The 24,299-nt window shown below is 66.4% G+C and carries 22 protein-coding genes and 1 pseudogene; 11 read left to right on the top strand and 12 right to left on the bottom strand.

Annotation, left to right across the window (positions count from 1 at the left end):
* The first annotated feature begins 80 nt into the window (after nucleotides 1-80).
* Entirely contained in the window at nucleotides 81-488 is a 408-nt protein-coding gene (locus QFZ60_RS19085) for a hypothetical protein (protein ID WP_307092532.1), read from the top strand.
* Between the two features lie 125 nt (nucleotides 489-613).
* On the opposite strand, the gene QFZ60_RS19090 is transcribed toward QFZ60_RS19085, so the two are convergent.
* The 5 genes from QFZ60_RS19090 to pstS form a co-directional block, all read right to left on the bottom strand.
* Nucleotides 614-1,087, bottom strand: a complete 474-nt coding sequence (locus QFZ60_RS19090) for a hypothetical protein (protein WP_307092534.1) — start codon at nucleotides 1,085-1,087, stop codon at nucleotides 614-616.
* A gap of 91 nt (nucleotides 1,088-1,178) precedes the next feature.
* Nucleotides 1,179-1,958 (bottom strand): phosphate ABC transporter ATP-binding protein PstB, encoded by a 780-nt coding sequence (gene pstB / locus QFZ60_RS19095; protein WP_018770927.1) that lies wholly within the window; start codon nucleotides 1,956-1,958, stop codon nucleotides 1,179-1,181.
* Between the two features lie 99 nt (nucleotides 1,959-2,057).
* On the bottom strand, nucleotides 2,058-3,170 hold the full coding sequence (gene pstA, locus QFZ60_RS19100; protein WP_307092536.1) for a phosphate ABC transporter permease PstA: 1,113 nt from the start codon (nucleotides 3,168-3,170) through the stop codon (nucleotides 2,058-2,060).
* Complete coding sequence (pstC, locus tag QFZ60_RS19105) at nucleotides 3,171-4,103, bottom strand: phosphate ABC transporter permease subunit PstC (protein WP_286401020.1); 933 nt, start codon at nucleotides 4,101-4,103, stop codon at nucleotides 3,171-3,173. It abuts the gene before it with no gap.
* 103 nt (nucleotides 4,104-4,206) lie between these two features.
* The gene (gene pstS, locus QFZ60_RS19110; RefSeq protein ID WP_307092537.1) at nucleotides 4,207-5,328 is read right to left on the bottom strand and encodes a phosphate ABC transporter substrate-binding protein PstS; all 1,122 of its coding nucleotides are present in this window, start codon (nucleotides 5,326-5,328) and stop codon (nucleotides 4,207-4,209) included.
* Between the two features lie 254 nt (nucleotides 5,329-5,582).
* Between pstS and QFZ60_RS19115 the strand changes: the two genes are divergently transcribed.
* From QFZ60_RS19115 to QFZ60_RS19125, 3 genes are all read left to right on the top strand, one after another.
* Nucleotides 5,583-6,710 carry an aromatic acid exporter family protein gene (locus QFZ60_RS19115; protein WP_307092538.1) on the top strand — a complete coding sequence of 376 codons (1,128 nt, stop codon included), beginning with the start codon at nucleotides 5,583-5,585 and terminating at the stop codon, nucleotides 6,708-6,710.
* 40 nt (nucleotides 6,711-6,750) lie between these two features.
* Nucleotides 6,751-8,124: a DNA repair protein RadA gene (gene radA / locus QFZ60_RS19120; protein WP_188572709.1), complete on the top strand. Its 1,374-nt coding sequence runs from the start codon at nucleotides 6,751-6,753 to the stop codon at nucleotides 8,122-8,124.
* Between the two features lie 122 nt (nucleotides 8,125-8,246).
* On the top strand, nucleotides 8,247-9,935 hold the full coding sequence (locus QFZ60_RS19125; RefSeq protein ID WP_307092540.1) for a cell wall metabolism sensor histidine kinase WalK: 1,689 nt from the start codon (nucleotides 8,247-8,249) through the stop codon (nucleotides 9,933-9,935).
* 56 nt (nucleotides 9,936-9,991) lie between these two features.
* Here QFZ60_RS19125 and QFZ60_RS19130 read toward each other — a convergent pair whose 3' ends face one another.
* The gene (locus QFZ60_RS19130) at nucleotides 9,992-10,231 is read right to left on the bottom strand and encodes a hypothetical protein (RefSeq protein ID WP_307092541.1); all 240 of its coding nucleotides are present in this window, start codon (nucleotides 10,229-10,231) and stop codon (nucleotides 9,992-9,994) included.
* 145 nt (nucleotides 10,232-10,376) lie between these two features.
* Here QFZ60_RS19130 and QFZ60_RS19135 point away from each other — a divergent pair, with 145 nt between their 5' ends.
* The gene (locus QFZ60_RS19135) at nucleotides 10,377-10,865 is read left to right on the top strand and encodes an NUDIX domain-containing protein (protein WP_307092542.1); all 489 of its coding nucleotides are present in this window, start codon (nucleotides 10,377-10,379) and stop codon (nucleotides 10,863-10,865) included.
* 12 nt (nucleotides 10,866-10,877) lie between these two features.
* Here QFZ60_RS19135 and QFZ60_RS19140 read toward each other — a convergent pair whose 3' ends face one another.
* From QFZ60_RS19140 to QFZ60_RS19155, 4 genes are read right to left on the bottom strand one after another with little or no spacing between them, the layout of a single operon-like run.
* Nucleotides 10,878-11,282: a universal stress protein gene (locus QFZ60_RS19140; protein WP_056337611.1), complete on the bottom strand. Its 405-nt coding sequence runs from the start codon at nucleotides 11,280-11,282 to the stop codon at nucleotides 10,878-10,880.
* Nucleotides 11,279-12,826, bottom strand: a complete 1,548-nt coding sequence (locus tag QFZ60_RS19145; RefSeq protein WP_307092543.1) for a tripartite tricarboxylate transporter permease — start codon at nucleotides 12,824-12,826, stop codon at nucleotides 11,279-11,281. The genes QFZ60_RS19140 and QFZ60_RS19145 overlap by 4 nt, the downstream gene beginning before the upstream one ends.
* Before the next feature lie 9 nt (nucleotides 12,827-12,835).
* Nucleotides 12,836-13,411, bottom strand: a complete 576-nt coding sequence (locus QFZ60_RS19150) for a tripartite tricarboxylate transporter TctB family protein (protein ID WP_307092544.1) — start codon at nucleotides 13,409-13,411, stop codon at nucleotides 12,836-12,838.
* A 5-nt stretch (nucleotides 13,412-13,416) separates the two neighbouring features.
* Nucleotides 13,417-14,427: a tripartite tricarboxylate transporter substrate binding protein gene (locus tag QFZ60_RS19155; protein WP_307092545.1), complete on the bottom strand. Its 1,011-nt coding sequence runs from the start codon at nucleotides 14,425-14,427 to the stop codon at nucleotides 13,417-13,419.
* Nucleotides 14,428-14,576: 149 nt separating this feature from the next.
* On the opposite strand from QFZ60_RS19155, the gene QFZ60_RS19160 reads away from it, so the two are divergent.
* The 5 genes from QFZ60_RS19160 to QFZ60_RS19180 all read left to right on the top strand — a co-directional run bounded on the left by QFZ60_RS19160 (nucleotide 14,577) and on the right by QFZ60_RS19180 (nucleotide 20,883).
* Nucleotides 14,577-15,461, top strand: coding sequence for a LysR family transcriptional regulator (locus tag QFZ60_RS19160; protein WP_307092547.1), 885 nt, complete (start codon nucleotides 14,577-14,579; stop codon nucleotides 15,459-15,461).
* Nucleotides 15,462-15,596: 135 nt separating this feature from the next.
* On the top strand, nucleotides 15,597-16,511 hold the full coding sequence (gene kdgD, locus QFZ60_RS19165) for a 5-dehydro-4-deoxyglucarate dehydratase (RefSeq protein WP_307092548.1): 915 nt from the start codon (nucleotides 15,597-15,599) through the stop codon (nucleotides 16,509-16,511).
* Between the two features lie 27 nt (nucleotides 16,512-16,538).
* Complete coding sequence (locus QFZ60_RS19170) at nucleotides 16,539-18,143, top strand: aldehyde dehydrogenase (NADP(+)) (protein ID WP_307092549.1); 1,605 nt, start codon at nucleotides 16,539-16,541, stop codon at nucleotides 18,141-18,143.
* Complete coding sequence (locus QFZ60_RS19175) at nucleotides 18,140-19,468, top strand: enolase C-terminal domain-like protein (protein ID WP_307092550.1); 1,329 nt, start codon at nucleotides 18,140-18,142, stop codon at nucleotides 19,466-19,468. The genes QFZ60_RS19170 and QFZ60_RS19175 overlap by 4 nt, the downstream gene beginning before the upstream one ends.
* A gap of 65 nt (nucleotides 19,469-19,533) precedes the next feature.
* Nucleotides 19,534-20,883, top strand: a complete 1,350-nt coding sequence (locus tag QFZ60_RS19180) for an MFS transporter (protein WP_307092551.1) — start codon at nucleotides 19,534-19,536, stop codon at nucleotides 20,881-20,883.
* Between the two features lie 87 nt (nucleotides 20,884-20,970).
* Here the strand turns inward: QFZ60_RS19180 and QFZ60_RS19185 are convergent, their stop codons facing one another.
* The gene (locus tag QFZ60_RS19185) at nucleotides 20,971-22,200 is read right to left on the bottom strand and encodes a beta-ketoacyl synthase (RefSeq protein ID WP_307092552.1); all 1,230 of its coding nucleotides are present in this window, start codon (nucleotides 22,198-22,200) and stop codon (nucleotides 20,971-20,973) included.
* Nucleotides 22,201-22,206: 6 nt separating this feature from the next.
* Nucleotides 22,207-23,821 (bottom strand): annotated as a pseudogene (locus tag QFZ60_RS19190) (peptide chain release factor 3).
* Between the two features lie 195 nt (nucleotides 23,822-24,016).
* Between QFZ60_RS19190 and QFZ60_RS19195 the strand changes: the two are divergent.
* Complete coding sequence (locus QFZ60_RS19195; RefSeq protein WP_307092553.1) at nucleotides 24,017-24,268, top strand: hypothetical protein; 252 nt, start codon at nucleotides 24,017-24,019, stop codon at nucleotides 24,266-24,268.
* The last annotated feature ends 31 nt before the right edge of the window (nucleotides 24,269-24,299 follow it).

Here is a 24,299-nt window from a genome sequence, read left to right on the forward strand (position 1 = left end):
GGCCGCGTGCAGGGCCGCGGATGAGCGCCGCTGCAGCCACACGGCGGTTTGGATGCACAACGCGGAAAAGAGCAGGCGTCATGTCTTCCCCGTATTCCCGGCGCCCCCTGCCACAGCCACGGCAACTTCAGTGCGAGGCCTGCGGAACCGGGCACCAGCTGACCATTCACGCCATCACGGCGATCGGCGCCGCCGGTGGGGACCTCGTCACTGTTTCCTACACCTGCAATGACTGCAACCTGTTCCAGGAACACAGCGCCTTCGCCACCGACGTAGCAGCCGCCCTGAACCAGGTGCGGTGGATGGCCAAGGTGATTCTCTTCGGGGACGAGTACATCCACTGCGGCTACCCCATGGAGGAAGCGGAGCACGAGGTTGAGCGGCTCTGCTACCGCAGCAGCACCACGGGCAGTGGCCTCAACGCGGTGTCGCTGCCCACCCGGGTCCTGCGTTGCCACTGCGGATTCCAGCTGGAAATCCCGGAGTAGCCAAGCCAGGCGGCAGTCTGCGCGTCCCTGCGCAGCGACGGGCCATCTCGGTGTGCAGGGGCAGTCCCCGCGCGGTGAGCCCGGCCAATAGCGCGGGCTCCTGTCCGCGCTCGGCAGGAGCCCGCTTAGAGCTGGAGGGCCGCCGGGCCGTCGGGTGCGGGCATCAGGACGGCTGTGAGCTCGTCGGCCGTCAGGTTCGCCGCAGTGCACAGCTCATCGCGCGCCACTCCTGCGGCAGAGGCGTTGCGGACCGCGTGGCGCAGGGACTCCTGGGCACTGTCCAGTTCCCACTGCATGCTTTCAAGGTGGGAACTGGTGCGCCACACCTCCGACAGGAGATCGCCCTCTCCTTCAACGGCGGCAGCTGCAGCCAGCCCAAGGCCGGGTTCGAGCTCCTGGACAAGCGGGACGGCGGCAAGCGGGATGGCGCTGAGCGGGATGGCGGCCAACGGTTCGCCGGCAAGCGAAGCAGCCAGGCCTGCAGCAGCCGCAAAACCCTGCGCCTGCGCATCGTGCACCGCCGCCCGCTGGGCGGGTGCATCCTGCGCAGGTACGGAAACCGTAAGCTGTGGACCCAGGCTGCTGGCCGTCTGCGTCATGGCAAAACTCCTTGTGCTGGCCTACTACTAGTTTCGAAAGTATCTAGCTGAGCGTACTAAACCGGCCGGGAGATCGCCAACGGGGCGACGCCTACCCGAAACGGCCGGAGACGTAATCCTCAGTGGCCTTCTGGACGGGGTTGCTGAAGATGGTGTGGGTATCCCCGTATTCGATCAGCTTGCCCGGTTTGCCGGTTCCCGCGATGTTGAAGAATGCGGTCCTGTCAGAGACCCGGGCGGCCTGCTGCATGTTGTGGGTCACTATCACCACCGTGTACTGGTCCTTGAGCTCATTGATGAGGTCCTCGATGGCCAGGGTGGAGATGGGGTCCAGGGCGGAGCAGGGCTCATCCATGAGGATCACTTGGGGCTCCACGGCGATGGCGCGGGCGATGCAGAGCCGCTGCTGCTGGCCGCCGGAAAGCCCGGATCCTGGCTTCTCCAGCCGGTCCTTGACTTCGTTCCACAGGTTGGCGCCCTTGAGCGAGCGCTCCACCAGGACGTCTGCCTCACCCTTGGAGATCTTCTTGTTGTTCAGCTTGACGCCGGCCAGCACGTTGTCCCGGATGGACATGGTGGGGAACGGGTTGGGGCGCTGGAAGACCATGCCGATCTGCGAGCGCACGGTCACGGGGTCCACGCCGGGGCCGTAGAGGTTGTCGCCGTCCAGCAGGACCTCACCCTCAACGCGGGCACCGGGGATGACCTCGTGCATGCGGTTCAAGGTGCGGAGGAACGTGGATTTTCCGCAGCCGGAGGGGCCGATGAACGCGGTAACGGACTTGGCCTCGATGTTGATGCTGACGTCCTCCACGGCCAGGAAATCGCCGTAGTACACGTTCAGGTCCTTGACGTCGATGCGCTTAGACATGGTGTTCCTTCACTTGCTGGGTATGGATTGAAGTCTAGGAGCCGCCGCGGGAAGGCGGAAGGCGGAAGGCGGAGCCGGCCTGGCTACAGGGCGCCCTGGTCAGCGGCCGGTTTTGGGGGCGAAGATCCTGGCGATCAGGCGGGCCGCCAGGTTCAGGACCATCACCAGGATGATCAGCACCAGCGCCGCGCCCCAGGCCCGCTGCGAGGAGGGGTCCGGGTTGGAGGGCGAGGTGGGGTTGAGGATCTGGGTGTAGATGAACGTGGGCAGCGAAGCCATCCAGCCGCCGAACACGTTCGAGTTGATGCTGGTGGCAAAGCCGGCGGTGACCAGGATGGGTGCCGTCTCGCCGATGACCCGGGCGATCGCCAGGGTGACGCCGGATGCAATGCCTGAAATCGCCGTCGGAATAACCACCTTGAGGATGGTCCGCCACTTGCGCACGCCCAGGGCGTAGGCGGCCTCACGGAGTTCGTTGGGGACGATCTTGAGCATTTCCTCGCTGGAGCGGACCACCACGGGGATCATCAACACAGAAAGCGCGACGGCGGCCACGGCACCGGTCTTGGTGCCCGGGCCCACCACCGCAAAGAAGAACGCCGCAGCGAACAGGCCGGCCACGATGGAGGGGATTCCGGTCATGACATCCACGAAGAAGGTGATGGCCTTGGCCAGGCGGCCGTCGTTGCCGTACTCCACCAGGTAGATGGCCGTGAGCAGCCCCACGGGAACGGAGATCACGGTGGCCAGCAGCGTGATCTGCACGGTGCCAAGGAGGGCGTGGTAGATGCCGCCCACCACCGGGCCGCCGCTTTCCACGGCCTTGTTGTCGAACGCGCCAGTGACGCCGTTCATGGAGGTGGTGAGGAAGCCGGGGTCCATGAGCCCGGGGATGCCGTTGACCAGCACGGTCCAGATCACCGAAACCAGCGGAAGCAGCGCGACCAGGAATGAGCCCACCACCAGGCAGGTTGCCAGTTTGTCCTTGGCCTTGCGGGAACCTTCCACCACGGCGCTCCAGGACACCAGCCCCACGGTGAACAGGATCGCGGATGCCACGCCCCAGCCGAACGGGTTGAAACCCACCAGGGCAAGGATGGCGGCGCCGGCGATCAGGGCTGCGGCCAGCACGGCATAAGGGGCGTACTTGGGCAGCTGGCCTTTGGTGAGCGCCGACCGCTTGCTGCGGACGGGGGTAAGGGTGGAGGTCATTTAGTTGGCTCCCGAGAATTCTTTGTGCCGGGTGATGACCCAGCGGGCAATCATGTTCACGGCCAGGGTGATGATGAACAGCACCAGGCCGGCGGCGATCAGCGTGCTGACCTTGATTCCGCTGGCTTCGGGGAAGTTCAGGGCAATTTCGGCAGCGATGGTCTGGTTGCCGGACTGGATCAGGCTGGCGGTCAGGGCGCCCGAGGAAAGCACCAGGGCAACGGCCATGGTTTCGCCCAGCGCACGGCCCAGGCCCAGCATGACGGCGCTGATGATGCCCGGGCGGGCGAAGGGCAGCACTGCCATCTTGATCATTTCCCAGCGGGTGGCACCCAGCGCCAGGGCGGCTTCTTCGTGCAGCTTGGGGGTCTGCAGGAAGATCTCGCGGGACAGCGAGGTGATGATGGGCAGGACCATGACCGCCAGGACGATGCCTGCGGTGAGGATGGTCTTGCCGGTGGTGGAGGCCGGGCCCTGGAAGATGGGAAGCCAGCCCATGTTGGCCGCCAGCCAGCCGTAGGCCGGGGAGATCTCCTTGGCCAGGAACGCGGCGCCCCAGGCGCCGTAGACCACGGACGGGATGGCGGCGAGGAGGTCGACGACGTAACCGAGTCCGGAGGCCAGGCCGCGGGGTGCGAAGTGGGAGATGAACAGGGCCACGCCGATGGCGATGGGTGTGGCAATCACCAGTGCGATGGCGGCGGCGATGAGCGTGCCGATCACGATGGGCCAGATGTAGGCGAAGAAGCCCTGTCCGCCCTGGATTTTGTCGGCGGGCGCGGTCAGCGCGGGAATTGCCTGGACCACCAGGAAAAGTGCGACGCCGAAGAGGACGGCGAGGATCAGGCACCCGGCTGCCAGCGTGGCGCCGGAAAAGACTTTGTCCCCGGCGCGCCCGGCGCCCTGGGTACTGGTCAGGGAGGTGGCGGTCATTCGACGGCCCTTCGATTCGTTGCTGGATTGGGGATGCGGGGTGCAAAGCCAAGTTCCCCGCACTGCCTTCCGGCAGGCGGGGAACCAGGTTTTACGGCACTGGCTAGGACTTGACCTTGATCGAGTCGATGGCCTTGGCAGCCTTGGCTGCGAGGTCTGAGGACAGCGGAGCGGACTTGGCCGAGTCTGCTGCGGCCTTCTGGCCTTCGCCGGACACTACGTAGTGCTCGAAGGCCTTGACCAGGTCAACGGTCTCCTGCTTTTCGTACGTGCTGCACAGGACGTGGAAGGACACCAGCACGATCGGGTAGGCGCCGGCGATCGTGGTCTTGCGGTCCAGCTTGATGGACAGATCGTTGGCGGCGCGGCCTTCAACCGGCTTGGCGGCGTCCACTGCCTTGGCAGCAGCATCGGCGGAGATCTTGGTGAAGGAATCCCCCACCTTGATCTGGGCCACGCCCAGCTTGCCGCTCACGGCGGAGTCGTCGGCGTAGGTCACGGCACCGGGGGTGTCCGTCACGGTCTTGACCACACCGGAGGTTCCCTTGGCGTTTTCGCCCTGCAGGCCGGCGGGCCAGACGCCGGCGGCCTTGTCGGTCCAGACCTCGGAGGCCGCGGCGGCCAGGTAGTCGGTGAAGTTCTGGGTGGTTCCCGAGTCGTCGGAACGGTTCACCGGCGTGACCTTGAGGTCGGGCAGGGAGACGTCGGGGTTCAGGGCTGCGATGGCGGGGTCGTTCCACTTGGCGATCAGGCCGCGGAAGATCTTGGCCACAGTGGTGGCGTCAAGCTTCAGATCGGTGACGCCGGGGACGTTGAAGGCAACGGCGATCGGGGAGATGTACACCGGGACGTTGATGGCGCCGTCGGGGCCGCAGACGGACTTGGAGGAGGCGTATTCGTCATCCTTCAGGTAGGCGTCCGAGCCCGCGAACTGGGCCGAGCCGTCCAGGATGGCCTTGCGGCCTGCGCCGGAGCCGTCCGGGGAGTACTGCACGGTGGCGCCGGAGTTGGCGGAAGCGAAGTTGGTCTTCCATGCGTCCATGGCGGCGCCCTGCGCGGAGGACCCGATGCCGGTCAGGGTACCCGTGACCTTGGTGCCGCCGGCGGACTGGCTGCCGGCAGGCGCGGTGCCCGTGGCGTTGTCTGAACCGCAGGCGCTGAGCGCGAGTGCGCCGGCTGCGATGACAGCGATAGCCGCGTGGCGGCCGAAGCGAAGTGCCTTCACTAGATGTACCCCTTCCAGGGTTATTCAGGTGCGGGACAGGGACGTCAGAACCCTGCTGCGCGATGCGTACGTTGTGTACCTTCAAGAAAGGTATGGGCCGCAGGTAACGGGATGGGCTGTGCAAAGTGAACGGAGGATTAACGACGGCGGGATATTGGCTGACAAATGCCGGGTCGCCATTGCGCGGATCACAGGTCCGGCCGTAGTGCGCGGCAGGAAAATTTTAAGGACCGGCAGCAAATAGACTGAACCGCATGGCTCCAGCAGCAGGACTTTCAGCAGGCAGGCGGTTCCTGCACGGCCGCGTCCGGACGGGACTGATCCGGAGCCGGAACTCCCTTGTTCCTGCCATCCAGATGACCATCTGCGCAGTGGCGGCCTACGCCTTCGCCGAATACGTGCTGGGGCACAGCGGGCCGCTCTTTGCCGCCACTTCATCCCTCATCGCGCTTGGTTTCTCGCGTGAGCCGCGGCTGCGGCGGGTGGTGGAAGTTGGCCTGGGCTGCACCATCGGAATCGCGGTGGGCGACCTGCTCCTGCACTGGCTGGGCAGCGGAATCTGGCAGGCCGCCGTCGTCCTTCTCTTCTCCATCCTGCTGGCCCGCTTCCTGGACAGCGGCACCATCTTCACCACCCAACTGGGCCTGCAGTCGCTGCTGGTGGTGCTGCTGCCGGCGCCCGCAGGCGGCCCGTTCACCCGCAGCATCGACGCCGTGGTTGGTGGCCTCTGCGCGCTGCTGGTGACCATCCTCGTGCCCAAGGATCCGCGCCGGGAACCGCGCCGCGACGTCCAGAAGCTGCTGCATGAACTTGCGGAAGTGCTGCGGGAGTGCGCCGGGGCCCTGGTCAACAGCGACTCAACCCAGGCCTGGCATGCGCTGATCCGCGGCAGGAACTGCCAGCCCCTGGTGGATGCCATGCGGCAGTCGCTGCGCGCCTCCGGGGAGGTTGCCACGCTGGCGCCGGCCTACCGCCGGCACCGGGATGAGCTGGACAGGCTCAAGCAGTCGCTGGACTTCATCGACCTTGCGCTGCGCAACAGCCGCGTTTTTGCGCGGCGGCTCACCAGCGCCATCAACCACGCCGCCCTGTCGGACGAGGCGACCGACAGCATCGCGGAGGTACTGCAGGAGACCGCTGCCGCGATTGACGAGCTTTCGCTGGGCCTTGCGGAATCGCACGACGGCGTCCGCCGCGCCCACCTGCGCACCGCCCGCCGCGACCTGAGCGAGATCGCCCTGCGCCTGCACCCCAAGCTGCTGGAGGTGCAGCGGCTGGAGGGTGAAACCGTGGTGATGCTGTTCCGGCCCCTGATGGTGGACCTGCTGGAAGCCACGGGCATGGACGCGGACGAAGCCAGGGACGTGCTGCCCGCACTGTAGTTGGCCGTGGCTGTCAGTGGCCGCCACTAGGGTTGAACGCATGGCAACAAAGACTTCCCGGGCATCCAAGGCGCCCGCGTACAAATGCGCCGAATGCGGCTGGACCACCGTCAAGTGGGTGGGCCGCTGCGGCGAGTGCCAGGCATGGGGCACGGTTGAGGAAACGGGCACCGCGGTGGCGCGGACCACGGCGGCCACCACAGTCGTGGAGCCGGCCCGCCGGATCGCGGACGTGGACGCCACCACAGCGGCATTCCTGCCAACCGGAGTGGACGAGCTGGACCGGGTGCTGGGCGGCGGCCTGGTTCCCGGCGCCGTCATCCTGCTGGCAGGCGAGCCCGGAGTGGGGAAGTCCACGCTGCTGCTGGACGTTGCAGCGAAGTTCGCGCGGACTGCCCAGGACGTCCTTTACGTCACCGGCGAAGAGTCGGCCGCCCAGGTGAAGCTGCGCGCGGAGCGGATCGACGCCGTCGCGGAATCGCTGTACCTGTCCGCGGAGACGGACCTTGGGCAGGCGCTGGGGCAGGTGGAGAAGATCGAGCCCCGGCTGCTGATCGTGGACTCGGTGCAGACCCTCAGCAGCGCGGACGTTGACGGCAGCGCCGGCGGCGTGTCCCAGGTCCGCGAGGTGGCGGCGTCCATCATTGCCGCAGCCAAGCGGCGGAACATGACCACCCTGCTGGTGGGCCACGTTACCAAGGACGGTTCCATCGCCGGGCCCCGGCTGCTGGAACACCTGGTGGACGTGGTGTGCCAGTTCGAGGGCGAGCGGCATTCCAGGTTGCGGCTGCTCAGGGCCGTCAAGAACCGGTACGGCCCCACCGATGACGTGGGTTGCTTCGACCTCAATGAGAACGGCATTGAGGGCCTGGCCGATCCCAGCGGGCTGTTTGTCAGCCGCACCAAGGAGCCGGTTTCGGGAACCTGCATCACGGTCACCATGGAGGGCCGCCGCCCCCTGCTGGCGGAGGTGCAGTCACTGCTTGCCGAAAGCCCCAATTCACAGCCCCGGCGGGCCACCAGCGGGCTGGACAGCTCACGCGTGTCCATGCTCTTGGCCGTGCTGCAGCAACGGGCGGGGACCCTGCTGCACAAGGACGATTCGTATGTTGCCACCGTGGGCGGGGTGAAACTCAGCGAACCCGCCACGGACCTCGCCGTGGCCCTCGCCGTGGCCTCGGCCAAAGCCCGCAAGCCCCTGCCCATCCGGCTGATTGCCTTTGGCGAGGTGGGGCTCGCCGGGGAGGTCCGGCCGGTACCGGGCATCAACCAGCGCATCCAGGAGGCGCACCGGCTGGGATTTACCCACGCCGTGGTTCCAGCCAGCCACACCGGGCCTGGCCCGGTTCCGGCAGGGTTTTCGGTCCGGGAAGTGGAGCACCTGACCGAAGCGCTCAGCCTCTTAATCGGCTAGCAGAACAGGTTTATCCTGGCACGCGCCCGCAAGACCCTTGCCGCCGGCGGACTCCCGGCGGGTACTGTTGGTGGCGGGCTGTCCTGCAAACGGCGGCTCTTGGTTTCTGCGCTGGGGGAAGCTTGGCAATCAAAGAACAGCAGGTCACCGCCGAAGGTGCGGGCCACGAACGCAGGTCGCCGGCAGAGCCGGTGGTGTCGGACCGTCTTGACGGACTGTTCGGAAGCCTCAGCGCGCGTAAGCGCGTGGCCGCAAGCCAACTGCCCGTGACGTTGACCATTGCACTGGTGGTGGCGGCCACGGCAGTCTTCAGCCCGCAGACGTTTGCCAACCGGCTGTTCCTGGCGGCGCTGCTGTTCCACCTGGCAATCGCCGCAGCGTCCTTGGCCGTGCCATGGGGCCGGCTCCCTGCACAGGCCTTCGTCGTCATCCCGCTTCTGGATTGCCTGGCCATCGGGTTCACCCGGGAGGCGGGAGGACCACCCTTCAACGTCCTCAGCATGATGCTGGTGTTCCCTGTCATCTGGCTCTCCGCCTACGTCCGGCCGTACATGCCTGTCCTGGCCATTGCGGGGGCAGTCCTCAGCACCGTGGTCCCCTCCGCTCTCCAGGGCTCGTCAACGGCCGGCGGATCGATGATCCGCACCCTTATCCTGCCCCTGGTCCTGTCCATCATCGCGGTGACAGCCCACGTGGTGGCCACCACCATCCGCCGCCACCGAACCCGGCTGATCGAAAACGAGCAGGCCCTGTCCCGCACACTCCGTCAAAGTATCCGGCGGCAGGCCCTGCTCGATGCTGTGCTCAAGGCCGTTGGAGTGGGAGTTTGGGTGGTGGATGCAAAAGGGAACACGGTGCTGGCCAACAGGGCCATGCACGGGGACCCGTCCCTTGCAGGCATCGTCGATCCCGCTGCCGGGACGGCCCTCCTCAGGTCGGCTGACAGCTCCACTCCCGTGCCCGCAAAGCTGCTTCCCGCTGCCCGCGCCGCAGCGGGGGAAGCGTTCACCGACGAGCTGTACTGGGCCGGTCCGGCGGAGCGCCAGCGGGCCTATTCCGTAAGCTCCCACAGCTTCCCTCCTGCCGGCGGACAGGAAGGGGGCTCCGTCATCACGTTTGTGGACGTCACCAGCCTGATCGCGGCCATGGCGGCAAAGGACGACTTTGTTGCCACTGTTTCGCACGAGCTGCGGACCCCGCTGACGTCCATCCTCGGCTACCTGGAACTGGTCCTGGACGAACCAGGGCATGAGGAGATCCGCGAAGAGCTCCTGGTGGTGCGCCGGAATGCGGAACACCTGTTGGGCCTCGTCAATGACCTCATTGCGGTGGCCTCGGAACGCGTGGACCTCGCCCTAGAGAAGGCTGACCTTTCCCGATTGGTGGCACTGGAGGTGGACGCAGTCATGCCCAGGACTGCCGGCCACGGACTGCAACTGGTGCTTGAAGCGGAGGAGCCATTGCCGGCCATGATGGATCCGGAACGGATTGCCCAGGTGGTCCGGAACCTTCTTTCGAACGCCATCAAATACTCCCCCAACAGCGGCCTGATCACCGTCAGGACCTTCAGGACCGGGGAGGGCGTGGTCTGCTCCATCACCGACACCGGCATGGGGATGACCAGGGAAGAACAGGATCAGGCCTTCACCAAGTTCTTCCGTTCGGCACGCTCGCGTGAAACAGCCATTCCGGGTGCCGGCCTGGGCCTGCCGGTCAGCAAGACCATCATTGAGGGCCACGGGGGAACAATCAGGCTGGACAGTGAGCCCGGCCGCGGTACCACGGCCACCTTCATCCTGCCGGAATCCTGACCGGGATCCGTGAGGTTCCGGACTGCACGTGAAGCCCCGTTTCCCCGGCGGAGCGGTCAGGAAGCTGTGACGGCCAGCCAGGTGGAGACGTCGCTGCGCAGCACCAGGAGGGGACCGCCGGTGGCGCTCACGTTGCCGTTCACCACGTAATAGCCGCGGCCCGAACCTGCTCCCCCGGCCGCCCGGTCCAGGGCGTCCACCAAATGCCGCGGCAGGTGGCCCTGGGGACCAATGCTGCGAAGCTCGTCCACTTCTTCCGGCGTAAGCCGTCCCAAAACCTCGGCGATGTTGGCCATGAATGGTCCCGTCCCTTCGACCAGGCTGCCGGACAGAATGCCTGGCAGAGTGCCTGAAGGAATAACCTAAAGCAGGACCGTGAACTCCGCGTTAACGGCGGACGGCAACTTCGCTTCCTGCTCAAACTGGCTTCTTGGAGGATCAATGCCCATTCGCAGCGCCGGCGTCCTGCTGTACCGCCAGGACCCGGCCGCCCCCGCCGGTGCCGGGGACGGTCTTCAGGTGTGGATCGCGCACATGGGCGGGCCGTTCTGGGCCCGCAAGGACGCGCACGCCTGGTCCATCCCAAAGGGCGAATACAGCGAGGCCGAAGATCCACGCACTGCCGCACTTCGCGAATTCGCCGAGGAGATGGGCACTCCTGCCCCCGAGGCCGAATACCGGCTGCTGGGCGAGTTCCGGCAACCCTCGGGAAAGCTCATCACGGTCTTCGCGGCGCAAGTGGATTTCGCTCCCGCCGTGATCAGCAGCAACACCTTTCCGCTGGAATGGCCCAAGGGGTCCGGCAGGATCCAGCACTACCCCGAAATCGATGACGCCCGCTGGTTCCCCGAACAGGAGGCGCGGCTCAAACTCGTGAAAGGCCAGCTGCCCATCCTTGACGCGCTGGTCAAGGACGGGCAACTGGCATAAGGCCGCTGCGCCTTAGGAACGCGCAGCGCCGGCCTTAACCGCCAGCACCGGCCGGTCAGCCTGCATGAGGATCTGCTGGGCGTGGCTTCCCAGGATGAACTTGCCCACCTGGGTTCGGTGGCGGAGGCCGATCACGATCAGCGAAGCATCCACCTCCCTTGCCACGTCCAGGAACTCATCCGCGAGGTCGTGCTCGTACGGCGGCTGGATGACGGTGGCTGTGACACCGGCGTCGGCCGCCTTTTTCGCGGCCTGGGCCAGCACGTCCTCCGGGGCCACGGACTTGTCCACCAGTGCGCCCTGGCGGGCGGAGTTCACGATATAGAGGTCCTTTTGCCGGAGCTGTGCCTCGGCGATGCCCGCGGCGAGGGCTGCCTCGCCGGCCGGGGTGGGAACGAACCCGACGATGATGCTCATACCTTCTCCTTGATGTTCTGGTTGGTGCCGTTCCCGGCGGGGGCGGCCGCCGCCGTCGTGCCTTTGCGCTTGGCCAGCATGCTGCGGATGCCCGGCAGCACGGCCACCAGGATGAAGACCACCAGCAGCGTTGCCGAGATGGGGCGGGTAAAGAACCCGGTGGGGTCGCCGCCAAAAACCAGCAGCGAACGCCGCAGCGAGCTTTCCAGCAGCTCGCCCAGGACGAAAGCCAGGACCAGCGGCCCCGGTTCGAAGCCGAACTTCTTCATCAGGTAGCCCAGCACGCCGAAGAACACCACCAGGGTCACGTCGAACATGCTGTTGTTGATGGTGTAGGCACCCAGCAGGGTGATCAGGGCGGTGATCGGCGCCAGGATTGCTGCCCGGACGCGGAGGATCCGGACGAAGATGCCCACCAGCGGCAGGCTCATGATCAGCAGCAGGATGTTGCCGATGTACATGGAGTTGACCACGCCCCAGAAGAGGTCCGGGTTCTGCTCCACCAGCTGCGGACCGGGCGTCACACCCTGGATCAGCAGCGCGCCGAACATCAGTGCCATGGTGGCGTTGGCGGGGATGCCCAGGGTCAGCAGCGGAATGAACGACGACGTTGCTGCCGCGTTGTTCGCTGTTTCCGGGCCCGCCACGCCTTCCGGCGCACCTTTGCCGAACCGTTCCGGCTGCTTGGCCCGCTTCTTCTCCATGGCATACGAGGCCATGGAAGCGATGGTGGCGCCACCGCCGGGCAGGATGCCCAGGAAGAAACCCAGGACCGAGCCCCTGGTGATGGCGCCCGACGCCTGCTTCAGGTCAGACCTGGAGGGCCAGACATTGGAGACCTTCGACGGCGCCTTGGCGGCCCGGTGCCGCTCCTCGAGGTTGTAGAGGATCTCGCCCAGGCCGAACAGACCCATGGCGATGGGCACGAAGTCGATCCCGTCCGCAAGCTGCAGGCTGCCAAAGGTGAAGCGGCTTTCGCCGGTAAACACGTCGCGCCCGACGGTGGCGAGCAGGAGCCCGACGGCTGCCGCGATGAGGGCCTTGGCCTTGGTGCCGCCGCTGATGGTTGCCACCAGCAGGATGCCCAGCAGCGCCAGGGCCGAGTATTCGGCGGGCCCGAAGTCCAGGGCGAAGCCGGCCACCACCGGGGCCAGGAAGGTCAGGCCGATGATGGCGGCGGTTCCGCCGATGAAGGAACCGATGGCCGCCAGGCCAAGGGCGGTCCCGGCCCTGCCCTGCCTGGCCATCTGGTAGCCATCGAAAACAGTCACCACCGATGACGCCTCACCCGGGAGCCGGAGCAGGACGGAGGTGATGGTGCCGCCGTACTGGGCGCCGTAGAAGATCCCGGCGAGCATGATGATGGCGGTGACCGGCTCCACGCTGTAGGTCAGCGGAAGCAGGATGGCGATGGTGGCGGCCGGGCCCAGCCCGGGCAGCACGCCGATCAGCATGCCGATCACCACGCCGATCAGGCAGTAAAGAAGGTTCATCGGTTCCAGGACGACGGAAAAACCGTTGATCACAGGATTGAAGAAATCCACGGTGGTCTCCTAGAAGAGGTGGGGAATGGAGGTGCCGAGGGCCAGGACGAAGATCCCGTAGAACGCGGCGACGACGATGGTGCTGATGAGGAGCGTGGAGCGCCACGTCTCGCTGCCCAGGAACTTCATCCAGATGATGCACAGGATGAGGGAGGGGATTTCGAAGCCGATCACGGGCATCAGCGCCACCATGGCGGCCAGCGTGGCCAGCCCGGTAAGCGGTGCGAAGGACATCCTGGTGAACTTCTCCGCGTCCCGGTTGTGCCGGCCCCATACCAGCTGGAAGATGGCCAGTGCCACCATCACGCAGCTGGTCAGGAAGGGCCACAGCCCCGGTTCGGGCTTCTCAGGAGTGCCAAGGCCCATGGACACAGACAGTGCCAGGGCAACCAGTCCGACGGCGAGCACCACCAGGGAAGAGGCAGCGTTGGCGAGCGGACCCGCAGCGGGAGGCTTTTCCTCCTCCCACTGCGCGGCCAGTTCTTCGGGGGTCAGGGCCTCAGGAATCTCTTCCTGGCCATCACCGCCGGGCGGAAGGGCGGAGCTGCCGCCCCGCCCGGCAGTCACTGATGGAGTGGTTCCCATGACGTTTACTTGTTCCCGCTGAGGCTGATGCCGTACTTCTCCACCAGGGACTTGTACTTCGCGGCGTAGTCCTTCCACTGCGTTGCCACTTCCTCGCCGGAGATTTCCTTGGGCGTCAGGAGGTTCTTCTTGTTGAACTCCTGGTAGGCGTCAGTCTTGAAGGTGTCCTTGAATGCTGCGGCGAGCTTGTCCTTGACCTCCTGGGGAGTGCCCTTGGGAGCCGCGACGGCCCGGTACTGTGCCACGGGCACGTCATAGCCCGCTTCCTTGGCGGACGGAACGTCGGGCAGGAAGCTGTTCCGTCCTTCGGAAAAGACCAGCAGCGGAGCGACCTTTCCGGCCTGGATCTGCGCCATGGCCTCGCCCAGCTGGACAGTGGCAAGTTCCACCTGGTTGCCCAGGACGGCTGTCAGCGCCGGCTTTCCACTGTCGAACGGCACATCGGTGCCCTGCACGTTGGCCTGCTTGAACAGGACAGTCTGGGCCAGTTGGCTGCCCGTGCCCACACCGGTGGTCCCGAACGTGACGTTCCGGCCGGCGGCAGTAACATCCTTGAAGCTCTTGAACCCGGAGCCCTGGCTGGCCACCAGCACGTAGTCGTCCTGTGAAAGGCCAGTGATGATATCCAGGTCATCAAGGTTCACGGCTTCGTCCTTGCTGACAGCAAGCGGCGTGATGGTGACCAGGGAGGCCGTGAGGAGGACCAGCTCCTGGCCGTCGGCCGGCTTGCCGGAAACTTCCTTAGTGGCAAGGGCACCGTTGGCGCCCGGCTTGTTCACCACGGGCATCGGGGCTCCGAGGGTCTTGGCCGCTCCGTCTGCCAGCGCCCGGGCGATCAGGTCGGTGCTGCCGCCGGCGGCCTGACCTACGGTCATTGTTACGGGCCCTGCCGGATATTTCGCCGAGTTGCCGGCCGCGGCTCCGCCGGCAACGTTGCCGCCGCAGGCCGTCAGTGCCAGCAGGGTGAAGGCCGACGCCGTTCCAAGGACGGCGCGGCGGGTCGGGAAGTGCTTCATTGGAACTCCTAGGTGCAAGCGCAAGTGACGGGCGGGGGCCCGGAACATCTGTGAAGGGGGTCACCCCCGCTTCGCTTTGTCGAGTGTAGAGAGCGGTTATGATGCCTGTCTAAGCCCTTATCTGCATCATTTGATACCTGGAAGGCATCATGTTTACTTTCGACCAGCTGGCCGGCTTCATCGCTGTTGCAGAGGAGCTCCACTTCGGCAGGGCCGCCGAACGCCTGAATATGACGCAGCCGCCCCTGAGCCGCCAGATCCAGAAACTGGAGAAGATCGTGGGGGCAGAACTCCTCGAGCGGGACAACAGGAAAGTGGAGCTCACGTCCGCCGGGAGGACGTTCCTGGATGAAGCCCGCCGGCTCATGGCACTCGCAGAGCGGGCGCCCGCCACGGCACGGCGGATCGCTTCCGGCAAATCCGGCGTCCTGCGGATCGGCTTCACCGCAGCCAGTGGCTTCAGCATCCTGGGCCCGCTGCTGGAGGAGCTTTCGGGCATCATCCCGGACGTGGACATCGAACTGCAGGAACTGGTGACCGGGGACCAGCTGGCCGGGTTGCTGACCGGCGAACTGGACCTGGGCCTGGCGCGGCCGCCGTTCGACCGGGAGACATTCGACTCGCATCTGCTCTACCGCGAGTCCATGATGCTGGCCGTACCCGAGGGCCACCGGCTTGCGCTGCTGGGGCGGAGCATCACGGCGGACGATTTCAGCGATGAGCCCCTGATCATGCACTCGGCCACCCAGGCGCGCTACTTCTATGACCTGGTGGTGCGCATGCTCCCCATCCGCCATACCAACGTGGTGCATACGGTCAGCCAGATCCTCACGATGGTGTCGCTCGTGGCCGCCAACCGCGGGCTGGCATTCGTGCCGCATTCCGCCACACTGCTGGGGATCCGCGGCGTTGAGTTCCTTCCCTTGGAGGACGGGGGCCACGAGCAGGTGGAGCTGCATGCACTCTGGAACCGGCGGATCACCAACCCTGCGCTCTCGCGCCTCCTGCGGGACCTGGAATTTGCGATGGAGTAACCCGGACTCCATCAGTGATGCAGACAAGGTATCAATACATATAAAAATACACTTAGACAGGCATCGGGCCCGCTCCTACTCTGGGAAGGAATCATCAGCCTGCCGCCCGCGGCGCACACACCGAAGGACCACACCGTGGCTAAGTACACACCCCAGGAACTCGCGGACACACTCAAGGAAGGCCTGCTGTCCTTCCCGGTGACCTCTTTCGACGCGAACCTGCAGTTCGACGAAGAGAACTACCGCAAGCACCTGGCGTGGCAGGCGAGCTTCCCGGTGGCAGGCCTGTTCGCGGCCGGCGGCACCGGCGAGGGGTTCTCGCTCACTCCCGCTGAGTCGGAGCAGGTGGTGCGGACCGCCGTTGACGAAGTGGGAGGCCGCGTCCCGGTCCTCGCCTCGGCAGGCGGCTCCACCGCCCAGGCCATCGAGAACGCGAAGGCGGCCGAAGCCGCCGGAGCAGAAGGTATCCTGCTCCTTCCCCCGTACCTCACCGAGGCAGACCAGGACGGGCTGACCGAGCACGTCAGCGCAGTCTGCGGCGCCACTTCCCTGGGCGTCATCATCTACAACCGGGCCAATGCCATCTACAAGGACACCACGGTGGCCACCCTCGCGGACCGGCACCAAAACCTCATCGGTTTCAAGGACGGTGTGGGCGACCTGGAGCACGATGCCCGCGTCTACGCCAAGCTCGGCGACCGCCTCTTCTACCTGGGCGGCCTCCCCACCGCCGAAACGTTCGCTCTTCCCTTGCTGCAGCTGGGCATGAGCACCTACTCCAGCGCCATGTACAACTTCGCCCCCCAGTTCGCGCTGGACTTCTACCAGGATGTGCGGAACAACGACCGCGTGGCCGTCAACAAGAAGCTCAATGACTTCGTCATCCCGTACCTTGACATCCGTGACCGCGTGAAAGGCTACGCTGTCTCCATCGTCAAGGCCGGCCTTGAGGCCATCGGCCGTCCGGCCGGCCCGGTACGCCCCCCGCTGCAGAAGCTCAACGAGAAGGACTTCGCAGACCTCAAAGCCCTCATCGCCACGATTTCCTAGCCGTCACTGCAGACACAGGAGCCAACCATGACCCTTAACGGACATTCCCTCATCGCCGGCCGGCCCACCGCGGGCGAAGGCAAGACCACCAACGGCTTCAACCCGGCCACCAACCAGGCATTGGAGCCGGCCTACTCCCTGATCACTGAGGAACAGCTGAAAGCGGCCACCTCCGCGGCGGCTGAGGCCTTCCCGTCCTTCAGCACCCTCGATCCAGACACCCATGCCTCCTTCCTGGAAGCGATCGCGGACAACATCGAGGCCATCGGCGACGAACTCATCATCCGCGCCGGCCAGGAAACCGGGCTCCCCGCCGCCCGGCTCCAAGGCGAACGCGCCCGCACCACCGGCCAGCTGCGCCTCTTCGCCCAGGTGGTGCGCCAGGGCGACTTCCGCGGTGTCCGCATTGACCCCGCCCTCCCCAGCCGGACCCCGCTGCCCCGCGCCGACATCCGGCAGCGCCAGATCCCCCTCGGCCCCGTCGCCGTGTTCGGCGCCAGCAACTTCCCGCTGGCCTTTTCGACGGCGGGCGGAGACACCGCGTCGGCCCTCGCCGCCGGCTGCCCCGTCGTCTTCAAGGCCCACAACGCCCACCCCGGCACCAGTGAGCTTGTGGGGCAGGCGGTCACCAAAGCCGTCAAGGACCACGGACTCCACCCCGGCGTGTTCTCCCTGATCTACGGGCCGGGTTCCAGCATCGGCCAGGCCCTCGTGGCCGACCCCGCCATCAAGGCCGTTGGCTTCACCGGCTCCCAGGCTGCCGGCATCGCGCTGATGAAGACCGCAGCCGCCCGTCCGGAACCCATCCCGGTCTACGCCGAAATGTCCTCCCTCAACCCGGTCTTCGTGTTCGAAGGCGCCCTTGAAGGCGACATTGACGCCCTCGCCCAGCAGTACGTCACCTCGGTCACCGGAAGCTCCGGCCAGCTCTGCACCTCGCCTGGCCTGCTGTTCGCCCCCGAAGGCGAACTGGGAGACAAACTTGCGGCCGCCGTCGGACGTGCCATCGCCGCCTGCCCCGGGCAGACCATGCTCACCGAAGGAATCGCCAACTCCTGGAACACCGGAACCGCCAACCTCGGCTCCGCCGCCGGCGTCGAACTGATCGGCCAGGGCACCCCCGGCCCCACCGAAAACGCACCGGCGCCCACCATCTTCGGCACCGGGGTCACCGAATTCACCAGCAACCACGTCCTGCACGAGGAAATCTTCGGCGCCGCGTCCCTGGTGGTCCGCTACGGCAGCACAGGCGACCTCCTCGAAGCAATTGCACGGCTCGAAGGCCAGCTCACCGCGTCGCTCCAGCTGACCGAAAAGGACTACCCGACGGCGGCACCCCTGGTCCCGGCCCTCGAGCAGAAGGTGGGCCGCATCATCGTCAACGGCTGGCCCACCGGCGTCGAAGTTGGCCACGCCATGGTCCACGGCGGCCCGTTCCCCGCCACCTCCGACTCCCGCACCACCTCCGTGGGAACCCTCGCCATCAACCGCTTCCTGCGGCCCGTCGCCTACCAGAACCTTCCCCAGGAACTGCTTCCGGCAGCCCTTCAGGACAGCAACCCCTGGCACCTGAACCGGCGGATTGACGGCCAAGTGGTTTCCGCCGCCGAGAAAGCAGAGATCAACGCATGAGCAACCAGCCCACCATTGCAGCCATCGAAGTCGTACCGGTGGCCGGCCACGACAGCATGCTGATGAACCTCAGCGGCGCGCACGGCCCGTTCTTCACCCGGAACGTTGCCATCATCACCGATTCAGAGGGCCGCACCGGGCTTGGTGAAGTTCCGGGCGGCGAGAAGATCCGCACCACCATCGAGGAAGCCGGGGCCCTGATCAAGGGCAGGCCCGTGGCACTGTACCGGTCCCTGCTGCGGGAAATCGCCGCCGGGTTTGCCGACCGGGACGCCGGCGGACGCGGCCTGCAGACGTTTGACCTGCGCACCACCGTCCACGCGGTCACCGTCATCGAGTCCGCCCTGCTGGACCTGCACGGGCAGTTCCTCGGCGTTCCCGTGGCCGAACTGCTCGGCGACGGGCAGCAGCGCACCTCGGTACCCATGCTCGGGTACCTGTTCTTCATCGGCGACCACGCGCGAACGGACCTGCCGTACCTCGTGGAGGAATCGCCGTCGGACCGCTGGGAGAAGCTCCGGCGCCAGGAGGCCATGACTCCGGAAGCCGTCGTCGCCCTCGCCGAAGCCGCCCAGGAACGCTATGGTTTCTCCGACTTCAAACTCAAAGGCGGCGTGCTGTCCGGCGACGACGAAGTGGACGTGGTCACCGCCCTCGCCAAGCGCTTCCCTGAGGCCCGGGTCACCCTCGACCCCAACGGCGGCTGGCTCCTGCAGGAAGCGATCCGGCTGGGCAAGCGGATGCAGGGCGTGGTTGCGTATGCAGAGGACCCCTGCGGCGCCGAAGGACGGTTCTCCGGCCGCGAGGTGATGGCCGAGTTCCGCCGGGCCACAGGATTGAAGACCGCCACCAACATGATCGCCACTGACTGGCGCGAGATGTCCCACGCCGTCCGCAGCAACGCCGTGGACATCCCGCTGGCCGACCCCCACTTCTGGACCATGCACGGCTCCGTCCGGGTGGCGCAGCTGTGCAACGAGTTCGGCCTCACCTGGGGCTCGCACTCCAACAACCACTTCGACATCTCGCTTGCCATGTTCACCCACACCGGCGCAGCCGCACCCGGCGAAATCACGGCGCTGGACACGCACTGGATCTGGCAGGACGGCCAGGGCCTCACCAAGGAACCGCTGCAGATCAAGGACGGCGCCATCGAGGTCCCCGCCGCTCCCGGCCTGGGCATCGAACTGGACCGGGACGCCCTGGACAAAGCCCACCAGCTGTACCTCGAGCACGGCCTGGACGCCCGCGACGACAGCATCGGCATGCAGTACTACATCGACGGCTGGTCGTTCGACCCCAAGCGGCCCTGCATGGTCAGGTAACGGCAGTCCGGTAAATTTCTGCAAGGCCCCCGCCTTGCCTGTCCCCATCCCAAAGGAAACATTCAATGAAGTCTGTGGACAAAGCCGTCCTGGACCTGGCATCCGCCACCAGGAAGTTCTTCAAGCGCGTGCTCCCGGTCATGCTGGTCATGCTGGTCTGCAACCAGCTCAACCGGTCCAACATCGGCTATGCCCAGGACCACCTCCAGGCCGACGTGGGCATCGGCGCCGCCGCCTACGGTTTCGGCGCCGGTCTGTTCTTCATCGCCTACGCCATTTTCGAGCTCCCCAGCAACGTGATGATGGAAAAGTACGGTGCCAAGGTCTGGCTGACCAGGATCATGGTCAGCTGGGGCATGGTGTCGTTCCTCATGGCGTTCGTGCAGAACGAAACCATGTTCTACGTCCTGCGGTTCCTGCTGGGCGCTGCTGAGGCCGGCTTCTTCCCGGCGGTCATCTTCTACTTCGCCCGCTGGGTGCCGGCCGGCCAGCGGGGGAAGGCGACGGCGGTCTTCATCGCAGGGTCCTCGGTGGCGGCGGCAATCTCCGGCCCCATCGCCGGCTTGCTGCTGAGCCTGAACGGAAGCCTGGGCCTGCGCGGCTGGCAATGGCTCTTCGGTTTCGAGGGCATCCTTTCCGTCCTGGTGGGCATCACCGTGTTCTTCCTGCTCGACGCGAAGATCGCGGATGCCAGGTGGCTCTCCCCCGCGGAAAAGGATGCGCTGTCCAGGGCCATCGATGCCGAGGACGCAGAGCACACCAAGTCGGAAAACGGAAAGGTCAACCGCTGGAAGATGCTTCTGAACCCGCAGATCCTGCTTCTGTGCGGCATCTATTTCGCCATCCAGCTGTCCATCTACGCCAACACCTTCTGGCTGCCGGGCATCGTCAAGCGGATCCCGGGCACCACCGACCTCTCGGCAGGCTTCCTGTCCTCCATCCCCTGGATCTGCGCAGTATTCGCGATGTATTTCGCGGCCAAGATGCAGGACAAAGCGAGGTCAAAGAAGCCGCTGCTGGTGGTCGCGCTCCTGGTGGCCGCCGCCGGCACCTACGCTGCGGCCGTGGCCTCGCCGGTGCTGGCGCTGGTCTTCCTGGCCATCGCAGCCATGGGGTTCAAGAGCGCGTCCCCGCTGTTCTGGACCATCCCGCAGTCCGGCCTGCATCCGGTGGTCCTTGCGCCGGCCATCGCCATCATCAACTCGCTGGGCAACCTGGGCGGTTTCGTGGCACCGTTCGGCTTTGGCATCATCAAGGAGCAGACCGGAAGCGTCATCCCGGGCCTCTTCGCACTGGCTGCTGCTTCGGCTGTGGCGGCCGGCCTGGTCTACTTCCTCAGGGAGCGCCGCACTGCAGAACCGGCCGGGAAGGCAGCGGACGAGGCCGTGGAGGCTGCGGTTCCCAGCCGCGCCTGACGCCCCCCGGCCTCGGAGTCGCCGGAACGGTGCCGGGACGCTGTAACGTTCCGGCGTCCCGGTACCGTTCCGGCGTTCTGGCTGGAGTCAGGCGCCCGTGATCACCAAAGCCACGCTGTGGCCACCAAAACCGAAGGCGTTCACCAGCCCGGCCGGGGCGTAACCCGCGGGAAGCTGGTGGGCGCCTTCGGTGAGGACATTAAGGTCTACTTCCGGGTCCAGCGCCTCCACGTTCAGCGTCGCCGGCACCATGCCGGTCCGCAGGGCTTCAACCACCACGACGGCGGCCAGGGCGCCGGCGCCGCCCAGCAGGTGTCCGGTATGCCCCTTGGTGGAAGTGACCGGTACGTCGCTGCCGAACACCGCGTTGATGGACTGCCCTTCCAGCCGGTCCCCCACGGGAGTGGAGGTGGCATGCGCGTGGACGAATCCGATGTCGGCCGGCTGCATGCCCGCCGAATCCAGGGCCTTCTGCATGACCCGCCGCTGCATGGCGGGATCCGCGGCCACAATGTCGTTTGCGTCGGAGGTTACGGCTCCCCCGGCAACGGCCCCAAGCACGGCGGCGCCCCGGGCACGGGCGTGCTCCTCGCTCTCCAGCACCACCACCCCGGCGCCCTCCGCGAGCACAAAGCCGTCCCGGCCGCCGTCGAACGGCCGCGAGGCAAGCTGCGGGTCGCCGGCGCGGGTGGATAGGGCACGGATCTGCGAAAAGCCGCTGATCACCAGGTCATTCACGGAGGCGTCCACACCGCCGGCAATCACGACGTCGGCAGCACCGGAACGGATCATCTCGGCTGCCTGGACAATCGCCTCAGCCCCGGAGGCGCAGGCGCTGACAGGCGTCCGGGCGCCGCCACGGGCACCCAGGTCCATGGACACCCACGCGGCCGGGCCGTTGACCATGAGCCGGGTGAGGGTATGCGGCGAGACCTTGCGCGGGCCGGACTGTCCCAGCACGCGGTCCTGCTCAAGGGTGGAACCCAGGCCGCCATACGCGGAGCCGATCACCACGGCGAACCGTTCCGGGTCCACCTCCGGGGCGCCGGCCTGTGCCCACGCCTCCCGTGCCGCAATCAGCGCGAACTGCCCGCACCGGTCCATCCGCTTCATCTCGCGGGTGCTGAGGTGCTCCGAGAGGTCAGCCGTGACCTGCCCGGCGATCCTCACGGGCAGCTGTTCCGACCAGTCCTGCTCCAGCGCCGCAATCCCGGACCGCCCGTCAAGCAGGGCCTCCCAGGTTTCCTTGGCGTTGGAACCCAGGGGGTTGATGGTGCCCACACCGGTGACCAGTGCGCGGGGTTGGATTTCAGCCATGAGGCCCTACTTTGCGGGGTTGTGCGTGCCGATGGGCACGAGGGTCAGGTCCGGGTGGTTCTTCTCGATCCGCCGCAGCGCCCAAACGTCGTTGAACAGGGCGAGGTATTCGCCGTCGGAGCGCAACAGCACCTCCGCGCCGATGACGTTGGCCAGCGCAGGCATGGCGTCCGCCGTCGAGATCCGGGCCAGCGAGTAGGGCAGGCGTTCCAGCCGCATGGGTGCGCTGAAGTCGTGCGCCATGCGGTCCTCCACCACCTCGAACTGCATGGGCCCGACGGCGGCAAGAACCGGCGCCTGGTCACCGCGGACGTCGGAGCGGAGCACCTGGATGACGCCCTCGTGTTCCAGCTGTTCGATGCCGCGGCGGAACTGCTTGAACTTGCTGGGGTCCTTGGACCGGGCCACCTGGAAGTGTTCGGGGGCGAACAGCGGGATGGCCGGGTATTCCACCGGGTCCTCGAGGAACAGGCTGTCCCCCACGCGCAGCGAGGAAGCGTTGACCAGGCCCACAACGTCACCGGGGTATGCCTCGTCGATGACCTCGCGTTCGCGGCCGAACACCTGCTGGGCGTACTTGGTGGCGAAGGACTTGCCGGTGCGGGTCTGGGTGACCACCATGCCGCGCTCGAATACGCCGGAGCAGACGCGGATGAAGGCCACGTGGTCGCGGTGGGCCTTGTTCATGCCGGCCTGGACCTTGAAGACGAACCCGGAGAACGGCGACTCGACGGGACGCGGGTTGCCTCTCCACGTCGGGGCGGGGGGCGGCCGACGGGGCGAAGTCCACCAGCGCGTCCAGCAGTTCCTTGACGCCGAAGTTCAGCGCGGCGGAGCTGAACAGGATGGGGGTGGCCTTGCCGGCGTGGAAGGCGTCGACGTCGAACTCCAGGTTCGATTCGATCACCAGTCCGGCCTCGTCCACGGCGTCCGTCCAGTTGCTACCCTGGCTTTCCGCGGCTTCCTCGGGGGTGAAGTACTCCGTGATGGCGATCTGGGCGCCTGCGTTGTTGCGCTGGAACCTGGCGAAGCGGTCGTTGCGGAGGTCCCACACGCCGCGGAAGTCGCCGGAGATGCCCACTGCCCAGGTCAGCGGCATGGGCTGCAGGCCGGTGCGCTCGGTGATTTCGTCCATCAGCGCCAGGGCATCCAGGCCGGGGCGGTCCCACTTGTTGATCACAGTGATGATGGGCAGGTTGCGCTGCTTGCAGACCTCGAATAGCTTCATGGTCTGGGTTTCCAGGCCCTTGGCAGCATCCACCAGCATCACGGCGCAGTCGACGGCGGCCAGCACCCGGTAGGTGTCCTCGGAGAAGTCGGCGTGGCCGGGGGTGTCCAGGAGGTTGATGACGGTGTCGCGGTAGGAGAACTGAAGCGCGGCCGAGCTGATGGAGATGCCGCGGTCCTTTTCCATCTGCATCCAGTCGGAGACCGTTTCCTTGCGGTTGGCCTTGCCGCTGGAAGCGCCGGCGGTGCCGATGACCTTTGCGTGCAGGGCCAAGGCCTCGGTGAGCGTGGACTTTCCTGCGTCCGGGTGCGAGATGACAGCAAAGGTCCTGCGGCGGCCGGCCTCTTTGTGGATACCGGAGATCCGGGCGGGGGTCAGGACATCTTGGGACACGGTGTTACCTTCGCTGCGGTTGTGGCTGCCCAGGGGCCTTTCGGGTACTGCGCTGCGACTCGAGGGCGGGGAATGTGATTGGCAAACGGCCAAAGTACAAGTTTATCGCAGGGCTGCAAACGGGACCGGCCCGGCTTAACGCGGGCGAAACCGGGCGTTCAAAGCAGTGAAATGCGGGCCGGTTAGCTTTGGCGCATGATGCATGGCGCCACTTTCACCGGCAACCTCTTCTTCGATCCCCTGGCCACCAACCTGGCAACAAACGTGCCCACCAACGCCCCGGCGGGCCTTGGCGCCCCAACCCAGGCACCGGCGTCGGCCCTTCCTTCCGGACCCGCCCGGAAGCGGGGGGTGCAGACAGCGGCTGAGCATAGGGCCCTTCGTGCCGCATCGCTTTCGAAAGTCAGCAGGGATCTGGACCGGATGCTTCGGGACCTGAAGCGCTGAGGCTCCCGGCCGGGGGTGCGCCCATTGGCGG

Source organism: Arthrobacter sp. B2I5, assembly GCF_030816735.1.
Lineage (GTDB): Bacteria > Actinomycetota > Actinomycetes > Actinomycetales > Micrococcaceae > Arthrobacter.